This window comes from Bradyrhizobium sp. INPA03-11B, from assembly GCF_040446015.1.
GTDB lineage: Bacteria > Pseudomonadota > Alphaproteobacteria > Rhizobiales > Xanthobacteraceae > Bradyrhizobium > Bradyrhizobium macuxiense_A.
In genome coordinates this window covers 1-14807 of the sequence record NZ_JASGSR010000013.1, presented here as the reverse complement: position 1 = coordinate 14807, position 14807 = coordinate 1, and the positions used below count along the sequence as shown (strand labels likewise).

Genomic DNA, 14807 nt, shown 5'->3' with positions numbered 1-14807 from the left:
GTGGTGTTCCGCTTCACGTCGCTGACCTCGCGGATCGTGTTTCTGCACATCGTGGCGGTCGCGGTCGCCGCGATCTTCCTGCCGCTGCTGCTGCTGTGGCTCTTGAACTCGGAGATCAACCAGCTGCATCGCGAAGCGATGCGCGATCAGGCGGCCGATCTCGGCCAGAACCTCACGGTCGATTCCGCCGGCAAGGTCGTGCTCAACCTGCCGGACAGCCTGAGAGGGCTCTATTCCGACGCCTACGGCCGCTACCGCTACGACATCTACGATGCGGACGACAATCTGCTGTTTTCGTCGCATCGCTCGGCGCCGCGGCTGCCGGTTTCGGTGGACCGGATTTCCGGTGCCAGCGTCACCCAGCTCGTCGGCGGCGAGACGCTGCGCATCCAGGTCGCCGAGGATCTGTCGCATCGCGACGTCATCATCGACGACATCGTCTCCAACTTCTTCCGGCGGGTCGGCTGGATCACCATCCCGATCCTCCTGATCCTGCTTGCGACCGACATCCTGATCTTCCGCCGAGCCGTGATACCGCTGTTGCGCGCCTCGGAAGAGGCGAGGAGCATCGGGCCGGCCAGGACCGACATCCGCCTTCCGACGGACGGGATTCCGAGCGAGATCCTGCCGCTGGTGACCGCCGTCAACCAGGCGTTCGACCGTCTGGAGGATGGATTTCACGTGCAGCGCCAGTTCACGGCCGATGCCGCGCATCAGCTGCGCACGCCGCTCGCGATCCTGAGGACCCGGATCGAGACGCTGGATATCAGCAAGGGGACCAAGGAGCTGCACGCCGACATCGAGAGCATGAGCCGTATCGTCAGCCAGCTGCTGGAGATCGCCGAGCTCGATACGCTGGTGCTGGACCCCGGCGAGACCGCGGACCTGCGCGCCGTGTGCGCCGAGGTGGTCGGCTCGATCGCGCCCTACGCCCTGGCGCAGCAGAAGGATATCGCGCTGCGCGGCACCGACGGTCCGGTGCGGGTCAAGGGCAATGCCGAGATGCTGCAGCGCGCGATCTTCAACCTGGCGGAGAACGCCATCAAGTACACCGCCGACGCGACCTCGGTCGATGTGGAGGTGCATGAGGACGGTTCGGTGCAGGTGCGCGATTGCGGGCCCGGCATCGCGCCCGCCGAGCAGGGCCTGGTGTTCCAGCGCTTCTGGCGCGGCGATCGTCAGCGCCACCGCACCGATGGTGCGGGGCTCGGGCTCTCGATCGTCCGCGGCGTCGTCGACGATCATGACGCGACGATCAAGGTCGAGAACCTGCCGTCCGGCGGTGCGCAGTTCACGCTGAGCTTCCGCCTTGCCAAGGCAGAGCCGGCGACCGCCTGAGAGGCCGGTCCGTGGCGCCCGTCGTGCCCGGCCCGCCGGTTTACTTCACCTTGCCGTCGGACAGGTCCATGATCATGCGCGTGGCCAGATACAGGCGCGGCACGATGCTGTTGATCTGCACGTATTCAGCATCGTTGGAGTGCGCGCCGAAGCCCGAGAGGCCCATGCCTTCGACCACGGCGCCCTTGGTCTTGAGGGCGGCGAAGGCCGCGTCGGTGCCGCCGCCTGTGGCCCTTTCGGCGACGTTCATCGAAAGGCCCAGTTCCTGATAGATCGCCTTGCCGTGGCCGGCCAGGCTGCGCGAAGCGTCGTTGGCCTCGAGCGGCGGACGGCGGACCTCGAACTTCACGTCCACCTTGGAGTCGGGCAGCAGGCGGTTCTTGATCTTGTCCTGCAGGGCTTGCTCGAGCTCGTTGAAATCGGACACCTTGAGCGCACGCGCATCCGCCTGGGCCGTGGCTTCGGCGGGGATCACGTTGCGGTTGGTACCGGACTTGGAAACCGTCCAGTTCAGCTTCAGGCCCTGCTCGGGCTTGGACAGGTCCTTCATCTGCAGCACCTGGTGCGACAGTTCGTAGAGCGCGTTCACCCCGCCCTCGGGCCTTGCTCCCGCATGCGACGACTTGCCATGCACCGTGAGGTAGGCCGACCCGATGCCGCTGGTGGCGAGGCGGAGCGTGCCGTTGGCGTCGCTGCCTTCGAACGAGAACACAGTGTCCTGCTCCGCAGCGAGGCGGGTGATGGTGCTGCGCCAGCCGGGCGACGAGATCTCCTCGTCGCCATTGATGAGCACCGTGAGCGTGCCGTAATCCTTGAAGTTCAGCTTCTGCAGCAGCGCCACGGTGTGGATGATGGTGGCGATGCCCTGCTTGTCGTCGGCGATGCCGAGCCCGTAGGCCTTGTCGCCGTCGACGCGGAACGGCTGGTCCTTCAGCATGCCCTTGAGATAAACCGTGTCCATGTGCGCGATCAGCATGATCTTCGCGCTGCCGGTGCCCTTGAAGACGGCCTGCACGGCCGGGCCGATCTTCTCCGGCGTGTCGTCCAGCCGGTAGATGTCGGTGGTCTGTAGGATGTCGACCGTGCCGCCGAGCTGCTTGAGCTGGCCGGCGATGCGCGCGGCGATCTGGTTGAGGCCGTCGATGTCCTTGCTGCCGGATTCGATCTGCACGAGGTCGCGCAGGGTATCGAGCAGGGGCTGCTGCTCCTGTTGCGCCAGCGCGCGAACATCGGCCGCAGGTGCCGCCTGCGCCATGGCAGCGGCAAACGTCAGGCCGAGGAAAGTGGTGAGCGGGCGGACGAATGAGCGGGTGGGGCGCGATTGGGGCATGGGCGGCGATCTGTGAGTTCGAGGACGGTCCGTGCCTCGTCTATTCACAGGCTGATTGGCCGCCGTCAACAGCCGCAGCATGCCTCGCTTCCGCGAGACATGCCTGAGTGAGGCCGAAAGCCGGCTACTGCTTCGGCTGGCCGAAATCGAGCGGTGGCAGCTCGATCTGCGGCACCTCGATCTTGACCTTGTTGAGGTCGACATCGAGCGGCTTGTCGAGCAGGCCGGTGACGACCACCGGGAACGCTATCACCAGCGCCACCATGATCGCCTGCAGGCCGATCCAGGGCATCGCGCCCCAATAGATGTCGGAGCTCTTCACTTCCTTCGGCGCCACGCCGCGCAGATAGAACAGCGCGAAGCCGAACGGCGGATGCAGGAACGAGGTCTGCATGTTGACGCAGAGCATCACGCCGAACCAGATCAGCGCGGCGTCGGGGCCGACCACGGGGGCCAGCACCTTCTGCGCGATCGGCGCGATCATCGGAAGGATGATGAAGGCGATCTCGAAGAAGTCGAGGAAGAACGCCAGGAAGAAGATGAAGATGTTGATGAAGATCAGGAAGCCCCAGACGCCGCCGGGCAGCGAGGTCAAATGGTGCTCCAGCCAGGTGCCGCCGGACACGCCGAGGAACACCACCGAGAAGCAGGTCGACCCGATCAGGATGAAGGTGACCATGCAGGTGATGCGCATGGTGGTCTCGTAGCCCTGCTTGATCAGGTCGCGCAGGTCCGGGATCTTGACGGCCTCGATGCAGATCCAGACCACCGCGAGATAGGTGATCGCGAAGGCGAGCCTGAAGATCAGGTTCTCGGTGTAGAGCATCGCGACGATGGTGCCGATGCCGCCGGCGATGACGCCTGCGATCAGTACCTTGCGGCCGGCCGAGCTGAAGTCCTTGTGGTGGATGGCGGCGAGCACGATGGCGCCGACCGCGCCCATGGCGCCGGCTTCGGTCGGGGTCGCAAGGCCCATCATCATGGTGCCGAGCACGACGAAGATCAGCACGGCTGACGGGATGATGCCAAGCAGGCACTTCTTCCACAGCGCCCAGCCAGTCAGCGTGCGGGCCTCGACCGGCACCGCAGGCACGTGGCTCGGCTTGAAGATGCCGAGCAGGAAGGTGTAGCCGGCGAACAGCAGGATCTGGAACACCGACGGGCCCCAGGCGCCGAGATACATGTCGCCGACCGACTTGCCGAGCTGGTCGGCGAGCACGATCAGGACGAGAGAGGGAGGAACGAGTTGCGTGATGGTGCCGGAGGCGGCGAGCACGCCCGTGATGTAGCGGATGTTGTAGCCGTAGCGGATCATCACCGGCATCGAGATCAGCGCCATGGCGATCACCTGCGCCGCCACCGTGCCGGTGATGGCGCCGAGGATGAAGCCGACGATGATCACGGAATAGCCGAGGCCGCCGCGGATCGGGCCGAACAACTGGCCCATCGAATCCAGCATGTCCTCGGCGAGCCCGCATCTCTCCAATATGGCGCCCATGAAGGTGAAGAACGGGATCGCGAGCAGGAGCTCGTTGGACAGCACGCTGCCGAAGATGCGGCCCGGGATCGCCTGCAGGAAGTTGAGGTCGAAGAAGCCGAGATAGATCGAGAGGAACCCGAACGACAGGCCGACCGCGGCGAGCGTGAATGCCACCGGATAGCCGATCAGCATTGCAATGATCAGGCCGCCGAACATCAGCGGCGGCATCATCTCCAGCGTGATCATTGCGTCGGCCTCTCATACTTCGCGTCGATGGTCACATAGCCCTGCAGCGCGGCGATCCGCTTGATCACCTCTGAGACGCCTTGCAACGCAAGCATCACGAAGCCGGACGGGATAACGAACTTGATCGGCCAGCGCAGCAGGCCGCCGGCATTGCCGCTCATCTCGCCGACCGCATAGGCCTGGTAGAAGAACGGCCAGGACAGATAGGCGAGCAGCAGGCAGGCCGGGATCAGGAAGAACAATGTGCCGATCATGTCGAGCCAGAGCTGGCCGCGCTCGGACAGCATCAGATAGAGTATCTCGACGCGCACATGTTCGTTGCGCTTGAAGGTGTAGGAGGCGCCGAACATCACGAGGATCGCGAACATGTACCACTGCGCCTCGAGCCAGCCGTTCGAGGAGTAGCTGAATGCGTAGCGGATCATGGCATTGCCGGCGCTGACCAGGCAGGCGATCAGCACGAGCAGATTGCAGACGTAGCCGATCTTCTCATTGAGTCGGTCGATGGCCTGACTTAGTGCCAACATTGGGCGCATCACGATCTCCGCGGTCGCGCGATCTGCGCACCGAATATCTTCTCAAGCATCATCTGGCCGCCGCGCGCATGCGCACGGAGCCACGGCTCACTTTCAGGAGCAGTTGCAAGCGATCGTCCTCCCCCGAAATCCGCTTCCGCCGTTCTTGGCTGCCGGGTCGTCGGCGGGAGCCGACGGAGGCAACGGCCTATCCGGCCAGACTAGCGTGAAAGCTGAGGCACCAAATCAGCGCCGTGAAACGCCGTCAATCGGAAAATGGGCAAATTGACGCCACGGCAAATCGTTGTCCCGCCTTGGTAAAACGGGAGCTGCAAGGGCGTCCGGGAAGCTACGGATTCTAGCCGCCGGTCACGCTCATGTGGCGGCTGACGCTCGGCCGGTTGTGGCGGCGGTCGATGATGAAATCGTGCCCCTTCGGCTTCAGTCCGATGGCCCGGTCGATCGCCGCCGACAGCAGATCATTGTCCGGCGAGCTGCGCAGCGGCCGGCGCAGGTCGGACGCGTCCTCATGGCCGAGGCAGGTGTGCAGCGTGCCGGTGCAGGTGATCCGCACCCGGTTGCAGGATTCGCAGAAATTGTGGGTCATCGGCGTGATGAAGCCGAGCTTGCCGCCGGTCTCGGCGACCCCGACGTAGCGGGCAGGGCCGCCGGTGTCGTCCGCGAGGTCGGTCAGCGTGTAGTGCTTCTCGATCCGCGCGCGCAGCAGCGACAGCGGCACGTACTGATCGATGCGGCCCTCGCCGATGTCGCCCATCGGCATCACCTCGATCAAGGTCAGGCCCATGCCCTTGCCATGCGCCCATTCCATCAGCGCGGGAATCTCGTCCTCGTTCATGTTCTTCAGCGCGACCGCGTTGATCTTGACCGCGAGTCCCGCCGATCGGGCCGCCTCGATGCCCGACAGCACCTTGTCGATGTCGCCCCAGCGGGTGATGGCCCGGAATTTTACGGGGTCGAGCGTGTCGAGCGAGACGTTGACGCGCCGCACGCCGCAATCGGCCAGCTCCTGGGCGAAGCGCGCGAGCTGCGAGCCGTTGGTGGTCAGCGTCAATTCATCGAGCGCGCCGGTCGAAAGGTGCCGCGACAGCGAACGCACCAGGCCCATCACATTGCGGCGGACCAGCGGCTCGCCGCCGGTGAGGCGGATCTTGCGCACGCCCCTGGCGACGAAAGCCGAGCAGAGACGATCGAGCTCCTCCAGCGTCAGCAGATCAGCCTTCGGCAGGAAGGTCATGTCTTCCGACATGCAGTAGAAGCAGCGCAGGTCGCAGCGGTCAGTGACGGAGACGCGCAGGTAACGGATGGTCCGGCCGAAAGGATCGGTCATCGGACGAAACAGCGTGTCGGAATGCGCTTGCGTTGAGACGTTCATTCAGCCGGGGCCTTCAACCAAAGTACTGCAACCAGTTCCCTTGCACGCCGCGTCGCGATCGGCTGCGGCACGCATAATCTATGCATGTTGGCAGGCTGTCACAATGCGTCCCAAGGGATGATGCATGCGATGATCAGCAACATGCAACGTCAATCGCAAAGCGATAGGTGAGCCATATCGCGCGATGCATGATCGCAATCGCCGATGTGTCTCGACCAAAACCAAAAACCCGGCTTTGGGCCGGGTTCTTGTGCAGTGCAAAGAGCGCAGTTGCTAGCGCGTCGGCGCTGGCGCAGCGGCCGGCGGCGGCGCCGCAGCCGGGGCGGGAAACGCCGAATCCGGCGCGCCGGCAGGCGCCGCAGCAGCAGCCGCCGGCTTCGGCTTCTTCCGCTTCGGCCGCGGCTTGTGGGCGCGCGGCGGCGGACCGGCGGGCTGCAACTCGGCGAACACCGGGCTCGGATCGAGCGTGGTGGTGGCTGGGCTGGTGAAGTCGCCCGGCGTGCGGGTCACGGTCACCGGCACAGTCGCCGGCTGGAACTTGGGCATGTTGAAGGTGACGGTGAAGTTGCTCTCCGGCGCCGGGATCGACACGGAGCAGGGCGTCTTGCAGCCCGGTCCGATCGACGTCACGGCGTCGGCGCCTTGCGGGTTCGAATCCAGTTGCACCGGCATTGGCGGCGGCGCTGACTTGAACGAATCCAATGAGAAGGAGGAGCAGCCGGCCAGGCTCAGCCCGGCGGCCGCAATCACGATGATACGACGCATGATCCACACTCTAATGCGGCAATCAGCCACAATCCCCGGACCGACCATAGGTGCGTCGGAACAGAGGCGCAACAGGGGGAGGCCTGTTCGTTAAAGGATGGTTAATGCAAAATCGCATGGCAAAATATTGCCAAGCGATATCAGTACGTTGCGAAAAACTTATGCCGCGATGAGACTGGCGACGGCGTCCGGCAGATCGCGCATATGGCTGATCAGCCGGTCCGGCTTCAGCTCGGTCATCGGGACGTCGGTATAGCCGAAATCGACCCCGATCACCGGGACGTTGGCGCGCCGGGCGACCCCGACATCGGGACCGGCATCGCCGACCATGATGGCGCCGGGCAGCTTCCCGCCGGCGCGGGCCACCGTCTCGCGCAGGATCGCCGGATCGGGCTTGGCGACGCCGAACGTGTCCTGGCCGCAGATCGCGGCAAAGCGCGGCGTCAAACCGAGCCGGTCGAGCAACAGCTTCGACAGCCACTCCAGCTTGTTGGTGCAGACCGCAAAGCGGTGGCCCTTCGATGCGAGCCGGTCGAGCGCGCTCTCGAGCCCGTCGAACGGACGTGAGCCGTCGGCGATGTGCTCGGCGTAGAAGTCGACAAAATCCTTGGTCAGACGATCGAGGTCAGCGAGGCTGACCACACGTCCGTCCACCTCGAGCCCGCGCTCGAGCAGCTTGCGCGCGCCGGCGCCGATCATGTTGCGCGCCGCGGACAGCGGCACCGGCTGCAGACCCTCCCGGTCGAGCACATGGTTCAGCGCGCTGATCAGGTCAGGCGCAGTGTCGACCAGCGTGCCGTCGAGATCGAACACAATGATGGGGGGAGAGGACGCGGACATCTGTCTCTCGCTATCGGGCAGCGCCGCACGATGCAAGAGAAGATGCTAGTGTCGCGCAAAAAAGGGAGGCTCGGATGCGGGAACTTGCCGGAAAAGCCGCTTTTGTCACCGGCGCGGCCAGCGGAATCGGACTGGCCATGGCAACCGCGTTCGCGCGCGAGGGCATGAAGGTGATGCTCGCCGACATCGAAACCGGCGCGCTCGACAAGGCCGTCGACGCGCTGCGCGCCGGCGGCGCAGATGTCCGTGGCGTGGTTTGCGACGTCGCTGACCCCGGCAGCGTCGACGGCGCGGCGCAGGCCTCGTTCCTCGCTTTCGGCAAGGTCCATGTCGTCTGCAACAATGCCGGTGTCGCGGGTGGCGGCGGCATCGACCGGATCTCCGTCGACGACTGGCGCTGGGTGATCGACGTCAACCTGATGGGCGTGGTGCATGGCATCCGGAGCTTCCTGCCGCATATCCGCGCGCACGGCGAGGGCGGACATATCGTCAACACGGCGTCGATGGCCGGCATGAATGCGGGGCTCGGTCTCAGCCCCTATTCGGCAACCAAATTCGCCGTGGTCAGCATCTCGGAGGGACTGAATCAGCAGCTCAAGCCGCTCGGGATCGGCGTCAGCGTGCTCTGTCCGAGCTTTGTGCGGACCCGGATCGGCGAGAGCGGGCGCAACCGTCCCGAGCGGTACGGCCCGCCGCGCCAGCACGCTCCGGACAGCCGCGCAGCCGCGCTCATCGCCGAGATCGCCCGCCGCCTGGAGGCCGGTCTCGACCCGTCCTTGGTTGCCGCCCAGGTGCTGGCCGCGATCCGCGACGACCAGTTCTACATTTTCACCCACCCCGGGATGCGGGCCGAGGTCGAGGACCGTTTTGCGGCGATTTTGGCCGCGATGGACGCCGTTTCGGCCTAAAGACGGGCACGGATGGCGCTATTCCTGTTCGTGAATCGAGGCTAGATATGCGCCCGCCGGGCCGCCCGATGGCGTGCCCGTAACGGACAACCGAGGGGCTATCGGCCGTGGACATGGATGCACTGAAACGCCTAGCGGCGGCGCGCGCGCTCGAAGAGGTGCGCGACGGCATGAAGCTCGGGCTTGGCACCGGATCGACCGCCAAGCATTTCGTCGAACTGCTCGGCGAGAAGGTCCGCTCCGGCATGAAGGTGATCGGCGTGCCGACCTCGGAGGCGACCCGGGCGGATGCGATCCGCTGCGGCGTGCCGCTGACCACGCTGGACGAGATCGACCACCTCGACCTCACCATCGATGGCGCCGACGAGATCGACCCCGCGCTCAATCTGATCAAGGGCGGCGGCGGCGCGCTGCTGCGCGAGAAGATCGTCGCGGCCGCCAGTGATCGCATGATCGTGATCGCCGACGACAGCAAATGGGTCGACGTGCTCGGCCGCTTTCCGCTGCCGGTGGAGGTGATCCCGTTCGGGCTCGCCGCGACGCAGGCCGCGATGACGCGCGCGTTCGCCGAGGCCGGCGTGTCCGGCCAAATGATCATCCGCAAGGGCAAGGACGGTCACGTTTTTGTCACCGATGGCGGCCACTGGATCGTCGATGCGCATCTCGGCCGGATCGGCGACCCGCCGCGTCTTGCGGGGTTGCTCAGCGTCATTCCGGGCGTGGTCGAACATGGCCTGTTCATCGGGCTTGGCAGCGTCGCCGTTCTGGCCGGCGCGCAGGGAATTCGGGTTGTTGAACGGCGATAGCGCCGCAAGCAAGGAGACTTGGAATGAAGCGTTTTTCGGGACTTTTGTCGGCAGCGGCCCTGGCGGCTGGACTGGCGCTCGCGGCGGCGCCGGCCATGGCGCAGCAGCAATTGCCCCCCATGCCGAAGGTCAAGCAGTCGACCCCCGCGGCGATTGCGGCCGCCAAGGAAATCCTGACGATGAAGAACGTGGCCGTGATGTATTCCGGCGCCGTTCCGGGAATCATCGAGAAGACCAAGACCGGCCTGCTGCAGCAGTACCTGAACTACCAGAAGGATCTCGACGAGGTCGCGGTGATCGTCGCCAAGCAGTTCGCGGGCGGCGAGAAGGAGATCGGCGACGGCATGGCCCAGATCTACGCCGCCGAGTTCACCGAGCAGGAGCTCAAGGATCTCGTGACGTTCTACAAGACGCCGCTCGGCCAGAAGCTTTTGACCGCGGAGCCCACTGCAATCAACGGCTCGCTGCAATATATGCAGCAGTGGGCGCAGCAGTTCGGCGTGATCGTCGCCGGCCAGTTCAAGGCCGAGATGAAGAAGCGCGGCAAGGATATCTAAGCGCGCTTGTCACCTCGCCCCGCTTGCGGGGCGAGGGCGAAGAAAGAGGTACCCATGGCCGAGTTTGACGTCGACCTGTTTGTCATCGGTGGTGGTTCAGGCGGCGTTCGTGCCGCCCGCATCGCCGCCAATTATGGCGCGAAGGTCATGGTCGCCGAAGAGTACCGGATGGGCGGCACCTGCGTGATCCGCGGCTGCGTGCCGAAGAAGCTGTTCGTGATCGGCAGCCACGTCCACCAGGAGATCGAGGATGCAGCCGGCTTCGGCTGGAGCATCGGCCAGGTCTCGTTCGACTGGGCTACCCTCGTCGCCAACAAGGACAAGGAGATCGCCCGGCTCGAGGGTGCCTACACGACCAATGTCGAGAAGTCGGGCGCGCGGATCGTGAAGACCCGCGCGGTGCTCGATGATGCCCACACCATCCGCCTCGCCACCGGCGAGAAGGTGACGGCGAAGTACATCCTGATCGCCACCGGCGGCGCGCCCAATCACGGGCCGGCCGTTCCCGGCATCGAGCATGTGATCTCGTCCAACGAGGCGTTTCATCTGAAAGAGCTGCCGAAGCGGATCGTGATCCAGGGCGGCGGCTACATCGCACTGGAGTTTGCCGGCATCTTCGCCGGCTTCGGCTCCGACGTGTCCGTGATTTACCGCGGCGACAACATCCTGCGCGGCTTCGACGAGGACGTGCGCAAGCACGTCCGGGCCGAGATGGAGAAGCGCGGCATCACCATCATCACCGGCTGCACGGTGACCAAGGTCGACAAGCACGGCCGTGATTTCACTGCACATCTATCTGGCGGATCGAGCATCGCCGCCGACCAAGTGATGTTCGCAATCGGCCGGCATCCCAATGTGAAGGGGCTCGGACTTGAAGCCGCGGGCGTCGCCATCAACCCTGCCAATGGCGGCATCCAGGTCGATGGATGGTCGAAGACCTCGGTCGACAACATCTATGCGGTCGGCGACGTCACCCACCGCACCAATCTGACCCCGGTCGCGATCCGCGAGGGGCATGCCTTCGCCGACACCGTGTTCGGCAAGCGTCCCGTGCAGGTTGACCACGCGACGATCCCGACCGCGGTGTTCTCGCAGCCCGAGGTCGGCACTGTCGGCCTGACGGAGCAAGAGGCGCGGGCGCAGTTTGCTCACGTCGACATCTACAAGGCCGATTTCCGCCCGATCAAGGCGACGATGTCCGGCCGCGACACCCGCGTGCTGATGAAGCTCGTGGTCGACGGCGCGAGCGATCGCGTGCTCGGCTGCCACATCGTCGGCGATGCAGCCGCCGAGATCACCCAAGCGGTTGCGATCGCCGTGAAGATGAAGGCGACCAAGGCCGACTTCGACGCCACCATCGCGCTGCATCCGACCGCCTCGGAAGAACTGGTGACGATGCGCACGCCGACCGCGCGCCACGTGCGCCAGGCGGCCGAGTAGGGATGGTCCCCGCGACCGCGAAGCATTCATAGCGGCTTGGCCGGGCTCAACGGCGTCGAGCCGTGTGAGCTACTCCCATCTCCGGGCAAGCTGATTGGCCCGGCGGTTCCGTTGTCGTACAATGCGAACGGTGCAGCCTCGATACAGCACTCGCTGTGCCGCAAGGGGTTGCCCTGTGACACAGGGAGGGACCGATGCCCGCGCTGGTTTATGGAGTGATTTCTTACCTCGTTTTCCTTTTGACCTTTTTGTACGCGATCGGCTTTGTCGGCAATATCGTCGTTCCCAAATCGATTGATCATGGCGGCGCAGCGGCCTCGGTCGCCGGAGCGCTGATCGTTGATGTCGTGCTACTCGGTCTGTTCGCGGTACAGCACAGCGTCATGGCCCGGCAGGGCTTCAAGCGCTGGTGGACCGGATTTGTGCCAAGCTATGTCGAGCGCAGCACATACGTGCTGTTCACCTCGCTCATCCTGATCCTGCTGTTCTGGCAATGGCGTCCGCTGACCGGCGAAGTCTGGTCCGTCAGCGCGCCGGTTGGCATTGCGGCGCTCAACGCGATCTTCTGGATTGGCTGGGGTGTGGTGTTACTCGGCACGTTCCTGATCAATCATTTCGATCTGTTCGGGCTTCAGCAGGTTTACGCCCATTCGCGGGGATCCGTGGCGGAGTCGCCGAGCTTCAGGACTCCGTTGTTCTACAGGTTCGTTCGTCATCCGATCTATCTGGGCTTTCTGCTGGCGTTCTGGTCCACGCCGATGATGACCGTCGGACATCTGCTGTTTGCGGTCGCGACGACCGGTTACATCTTCATCGGCATCTGGCTGGAGGAGCGCGACCTCGTGAGTTTCCACGGCGAGGCCTATGTCAAGTATCAGCAGAACGTCTCGATGATCATCCCGATGCCGCCGAAAGGGGGCTGAGACCGGGCGACGCTTTACGGAACACGGGTTGCGTTGTGCAGGCAGCCCGCGGGCCGGCTCTGATCCTCGATCGGGAAACAAGCCCTGCCTGACAGCCCAACGCCGCCCGCTTAAAATACCTGCGAGCGGCGCTGTCTCTAGCCCCAGGAGGGTCGTGGCAAAATCCTGATGAGGGTTTGTCTGCGTGAAGCCGCAAAGGTTTCATACCTCTGAAGGGGTAGCTTCCCGCCGCACGATGGAGCGCATTGCGGAGAGCCCCCTGCGGCCATTCGTGTTGGTGCCAGAGAAATTAGGGCACCCTTGCTGACATGCATATGTGAATGCGGCCGGGCCTCTCCGGGCTCAGACTGCGGTCATGTTCCGACCGGATCACATGGACGGCTTGGACTACGGCTTCCTCGGTTTTGCCGGGGCGTCGTTTATCGCGCTCATCGTCGGCGTTGCCTGGCTGCTGATCGCGTGACGCTTCGACTTCATTGGTGAAGGACTTTGGCCTCAGCCAGTGCCCCCTTGGCTGGGGCCTTTCTTTGGGCACGCTGGGCTTGTGCACAGATGGCGCGTGCCGTCGGCAGTGCGGCATCTCGCGCGCCTTGGAACCTTGCGCTATGCTGGCTGTTCCACTCTCAAACAGTTTGATGTCTCAAATTGAGGGAGCCGCCCATGAGAGGTCCCACCGAGCAGGAGATCCGGACCCGCGCCTACGAGCTGTGGAAGGACGCCGGCGAGCCGCGAGGCCAGATGGATCAGCTCTGGTACAAGGCCGAGCGGGAACTGTTGGAGCGCAAGGCCGCCAACGGCGAAACGCATTGCGACATCAACGGGCGCAACGAGCCGGCACCATATCCGGCGAAGTTGAGGGGCGTGCATTGAGTATGTCGCGCCGCTGAGCTAACGAGCCCGGCAAGCTGGCCCGGACCCGGAGGCATCATGAGCGACGCGATCGATCTCTCGCAGAAACTGTCGACATTCAGCGATCACTGGTCGCCGCGCACCGTCGCGCAATTCAACGCCTGCGACGTCATGGTGGTGAAAGTGCAGGGCGAGTTCGTCTGGCACAAGCACGACGACACCGACGACTTCTTCCTGGTGCTGAAAGGCGTACTCGACATCGAGCTGCGCGACCGCACCGTCACGCTGAAGCAAGGCCAGATGTATATCGTGCCGAGGGGTGTCGAGCATCGTCCCGTCGCCCGGGAAGAGGTGCATCTGTTGCTGATCGAGCCGACGGGCACGCCGAACACGGGGGATGCGGCGACGGCGGCGGGGCGGAAGGTGGTGTGAGGTCAGGCGCGCCAAACGGCGGCTATTTCAGGCAGAGACCCTGGATCGAACCCAGTTTGACGCAGCGGCTGCCTGGACCGCAATCGGTATCGAACGAGCAGGTGTTCCCATAGCTCCCGTTGATATCGAGGGGGAATTGCGCCGGCTGCTGATCGTTGGTGTTGCCGGGCGACGGGCCGCCAGCGCACACTCCGTAAATGCTTGCGGACGCCTTCAGGCACTGACTGCCCGGCTGGCAATCAGTATCAAACTGACATGCCATCGCCGGCGTCGACGCCAGCAAACATGCCAGAACAATATATTGCATCGAAATACTCCGAATAACGCTTCGCATTCTGTACGCCTCTATGTGCGCGCAAGGAAAACGACGGCGGGTTCGACTTCGATGAGGAACGCGTCGTTCGCGAGACTTGGCACTCCAATCCAAGTCGCGCAAGGCGGATTGTCGCCGAATGTCGCGACGAGAGCGGCACTGATCGCGTCGCGCTCGTGAATGTGACTTTGCTTGATGTACAGTCGCAGTGCTCCGACGTCGTCGAGCGTTGCGCCGACCGAGGCGAGAGCGACGGCTAGATTCTCAAGGCTCTTCTCAAGTTGACGCCCGATGTCGCCGTCGGCGACGATTTTTCGATCGGTATCCCAGGCGACTTGGCCCGATACATGGATAGCGTCACCGAACGGCGTCGGAACGACTGCCACCTGCGCAAAGCCGAAGGGCCGGCTATCAAAGACCCCCGTAGGAACATGGACCGATCGACCCATACCGGTCTCCATTGTTAGCGGCGCCTGCATCGAACACTTGCGCATAATCACGAAATTCGTAAATCCGGTCAACGCGATCTACCTTGTCCAGTCCTCCAGCGGAAAATATTCCGCTTGGCGTTTGACCCAACTCAGAGGTTCAATGTGCCCGTCTCACCCGATCGAGGGGCGCTGCGCATCGTCAGGAGTGTTGCGGTGAGATGCGGTGGACGCCGAGGTCACG

The 14807-nt window shown here is 64.2% G+C and carries 16 protein-coding genes; 8 read left to right on the top strand and 8 right to left on the bottom strand.

Annotation, left to right across the window (positions count from 1 at the left end; all coding sequences use genetic code 11):
- The first annotated feature begins 3 nt into the window (after nt 1–3).
- Nucleotides 4–1338 (top strand): HAMP domain-containing sensor histidine kinase, encoded by a 1335-nt coding sequence (locus tag QMZ05_RS07605; RefSeq protein WP_353700298.1) that lies wholly within the window; start codon nt 4–6, stop codon nt 1336–1338.
- Nucleotides 1339–1378: 40 nt separating this feature from the next.
- On the opposite strand, the gene QMZ05_RS07600 is transcribed toward QMZ05_RS07605, so the two are convergent.
- The 6 genes from QMZ05_RS07600 to QMZ05_RS07575 form a co-directional block, all read right to left on the bottom strand.
- Nucleotides 1379–2668: a M20/M25/M40 family metallo-hydrolase gene (locus tag QMZ05_RS07600; RefSeq protein ID WP_353700232.1), complete on the bottom strand. Its 1290-nt coding sequence runs from the start codon at nt 2666–2668 to the stop codon at nt 1379–1381.
- A gap of 124 nt (nt 2669–2792) precedes the next feature.
- Nucleotides 2793–4394, bottom strand: a complete 1602-nt coding sequence (locus QMZ05_RS07595; RefSeq protein ID WP_353700231.1) for a TRAP transporter large permease subunit — start codon at nt 4392–4394, stop codon at nt 2793–2795.
- Nucleotides 4391–4930: a TRAP transporter small permease subunit gene (locus tag QMZ05_RS07590; RefSeq protein ID WP_050421808.1), complete on the bottom strand. Its 540-nt coding sequence runs from the start codon at nt 4928–4930 to the stop codon at nt 4391–4393. The genes QMZ05_RS07595 and QMZ05_RS07590 overlap by 4 nt, the downstream gene beginning before the upstream one ends.
- A gap of 337 nt (nt 4931–5267) precedes the next feature.
- Entirely contained in the window at nt 5268–6302 is a 1035-nt protein-coding gene (gene moaA / locus QMZ05_RS07585; protein ID WP_353700230.1) for a GTP 3',8-cyclase MoaA, read from the bottom strand.
- A 273-nt stretch (nt 6303–6575) separates the two neighbouring features.
- Nucleotides 6576–7067 (bottom strand): hypothetical protein, encoded by a 492-nt coding sequence (locus tag QMZ05_RS07580; protein WP_353700229.1) that lies wholly within the window; start codon nt 7065–7067, stop codon nt 6576–6578.
- A gap of 159 nt (nt 7068–7226) precedes the next feature.
- A complete protein-coding gene (locus QMZ05_RS07575; protein WP_353700228.1) occupies nt 7227–7907 on the bottom strand; it encodes an HAD-IA family hydrolase in 681 nt (226 codons plus the stop codon).
- A gap of 74 nt (nt 7908–7981) precedes the next feature.
- Here QMZ05_RS07575 and QMZ05_RS07570 point away from each other — a divergent pair, with 74 nt between their 5' ends.
- The 7 genes from QMZ05_RS07570 to QMZ05_RS07540 all read left to right on the top strand — a co-directional run bounded on the left by QMZ05_RS07570 (nt 7982) and on the right by QMZ05_RS07540 (nt 13822).
- Nucleotides 7982–8815: an SDR family NAD(P)-dependent oxidoreductase gene (locus QMZ05_RS07570; RefSeq protein WP_353700227.1), complete on the top strand. Its 834-nt coding sequence runs from the start codon at nt 7982–7984 to the stop codon at nt 8813–8815.
- A 107-nt stretch (nt 8816–8922) separates the two neighbouring features.
- A complete protein-coding gene (gene rpiA, locus QMZ05_RS07565; protein ID WP_353700226.1) occupies nt 8923–9621 on the top strand; it encodes a ribose-5-phosphate isomerase RpiA in 699 nt (232 codons plus the stop codon).
- 23 nt (nt 9622–9644) lie between these two features.
- Nucleotides 9645–10178 (top strand): DUF2059 domain-containing protein, encoded by a 534-nt coding sequence (locus QMZ05_RS07560; protein ID WP_353700225.1) that lies wholly within the window; start codon nt 9645–9647, stop codon nt 10176–10178.
- A gap of 54 nt (nt 10179–10232) precedes the next feature.
- Nucleotides 10233–11618: a glutathione-disulfide reductase gene (gene gor, locus QMZ05_RS07555; RefSeq protein WP_353700224.1), complete on the top strand. Its 1386-nt coding sequence runs from the start codon at nt 10233–10235 to the stop codon at nt 11616–11618.
- A 194-nt stretch (nt 11619–11812) separates the two neighbouring features.
- Nucleotides 11813–12541, top strand: a complete 729-nt coding sequence (mddA, locus tag QMZ05_RS07550) for a methanethiol S-methyltransferase (RefSeq protein ID WP_353700223.1) — start codon at nt 11813–11815, stop codon at nt 12539–12541.
- A 660-nt stretch (nt 12542–13201) separates the two neighbouring features.
- The gene (locus QMZ05_RS07545; protein ID WP_353700222.1) at nt 13202–13411 is read left to right on the top strand and encodes a DUF2934 domain-containing protein; all 210 of its coding nucleotides are present in this window, start codon (nt 13202–13204) and stop codon (nt 13409–13411) included.
- Between the two features lie 57 nt (nt 13412–13468).
- Nucleotides 13469–13822, top strand: a complete 354-nt coding sequence (locus QMZ05_RS07540) for a cupin domain-containing protein (RefSeq protein ID WP_353700221.1) — start codon at nt 13469–13471, stop codon at nt 13820–13822.
- A 22-nt stretch (nt 13823–13844) separates the two neighbouring features.
- Here the strand turns inward: QMZ05_RS07540 and QMZ05_RS07535 are convergent, their stop codons facing one another.
- Together QMZ05_RS07535 and QMZ05_RS07530 are read right to left on the bottom strand one after the other, a co-directional pair.
- Nucleotides 13845–14129, bottom strand: a complete 285-nt coding sequence (locus QMZ05_RS07535) for a hypothetical protein (RefSeq protein WP_353700220.1) — start codon at nt 14127–14129, stop codon at nt 13845–13847.
- A gap of 38 nt (nt 14130–14167) precedes the next feature.
- The gene (locus tag QMZ05_RS07530) at nt 14168–14584 is read right to left on the bottom strand and encodes a Rid family hydrolase (protein WP_353700219.1); all 417 of its coding nucleotides are present in this window, start codon (nt 14582–14584) and stop codon (nt 14168–14170) included.
- Nucleotides 14585–14807: the final 223 nt, after the last annotated feature.

What these genes read in the sequence shown, in the direction of transcription:
- QMZ05_RS07580 (WP_353700229.1), bottom strand. Translation starts at nt 7,067, where the DNA reads ATGCGTCGTATCATCGTGATTGCGGCCGCCGGGCTGAGCCTGGCCGGC.
- QMZ05_RS07535 (WP_353700220.1), bottom strand. Translation starts at nt 14,129, where the DNA reads ATGCAATATATTGTTCTGGCATGTTTGCTGGCGTCGACGCCGGCGATG.
- QMZ05_RS07540 (WP_353700221.1), top strand. Translation starts at nt 13,469, where the DNA reads ATGAGCGACGCGATCGATCTCTCGCAGAAACTGTCGACATTCAGCGAT.
- QMZ05_RS07545 (WP_353700222.1), top strand. Translation starts at nt 13,202, where the DNA reads ATGAGAGGTCCCACCGAGCAGGAGATCCGGACCCGCGCCTACGAGCTG.
- QMZ05_RS07575 (WP_353700228.1), bottom strand. Translation starts at nt 7,907, where the DNA reads ATGTCCGCGTCCTCTCCCCCCATCATTGTGTTCGATCTCGACGGCACG.
- moaA (WP_353700230.1), bottom strand. Translation starts at nt 6,302, where the DNA reads ATGAACGTCTCAACGCAAGCGCATTCCGACACGCTGTTTCGTCCGATG.
- QMZ05_RS07560 (WP_353700225.1), top strand. Translation starts at nt 9,645, where the DNA reads ATGAAGCGTTTTTCGGGACTTTTGTCGGCAGCGGCCCTGGCGGCTGGA.
- QMZ05_RS07590 (WP_050421808.1), bottom strand. Translation starts at nt 4,930, where the DNA reads ATGCGCCCAATGTTGGCACTAAGTCAGGCCATCGACCGACTCAATGAG.
- QMZ05_RS07595 (WP_353700231.1), bottom strand. Translation starts at nt 4,394, where the DNA reads ATGATCACGCTGGAGATGATGCCGCCGCTGATGTTCGGCGGCCTGATC.
- QMZ05_RS07570 (WP_353700227.1), top strand. Translation starts at nt 7,982, where the DNA reads ATGCGGGAACTTGCCGGAAAAGCCGCTTTTGTCACCGGCGCGGCCAGC.
- QMZ05_RS07600 (WP_353700232.1), bottom strand. Translation starts at nt 2,668, where the DNA reads ATGCCCCAATCGCGCCCCACCCGCTCATTCGTCCGCCCGCTCACCACT.
- gor (WP_353700224.1), top strand. Translation starts at nt 10,233, where the DNA reads ATGGCCGAGTTTGACGTCGACCTGTTTGTCATCGGTGGTGGTTCAGGC.
- QMZ05_RS07530 (WP_353700219.1), bottom strand. Translation starts at nt 14,584, where the DNA reads ATGGGTCGATCGGTCCATGTTCCTACGGGGGTCTTTGATAGCCGGCCC.
- mddA (WP_353700223.1), top strand. Translation starts at nt 11,813, where the DNA reads ATGCCCGCGCTGGTTTATGGAGTGATTTCTTACCTCGTTTTCCTTTTG.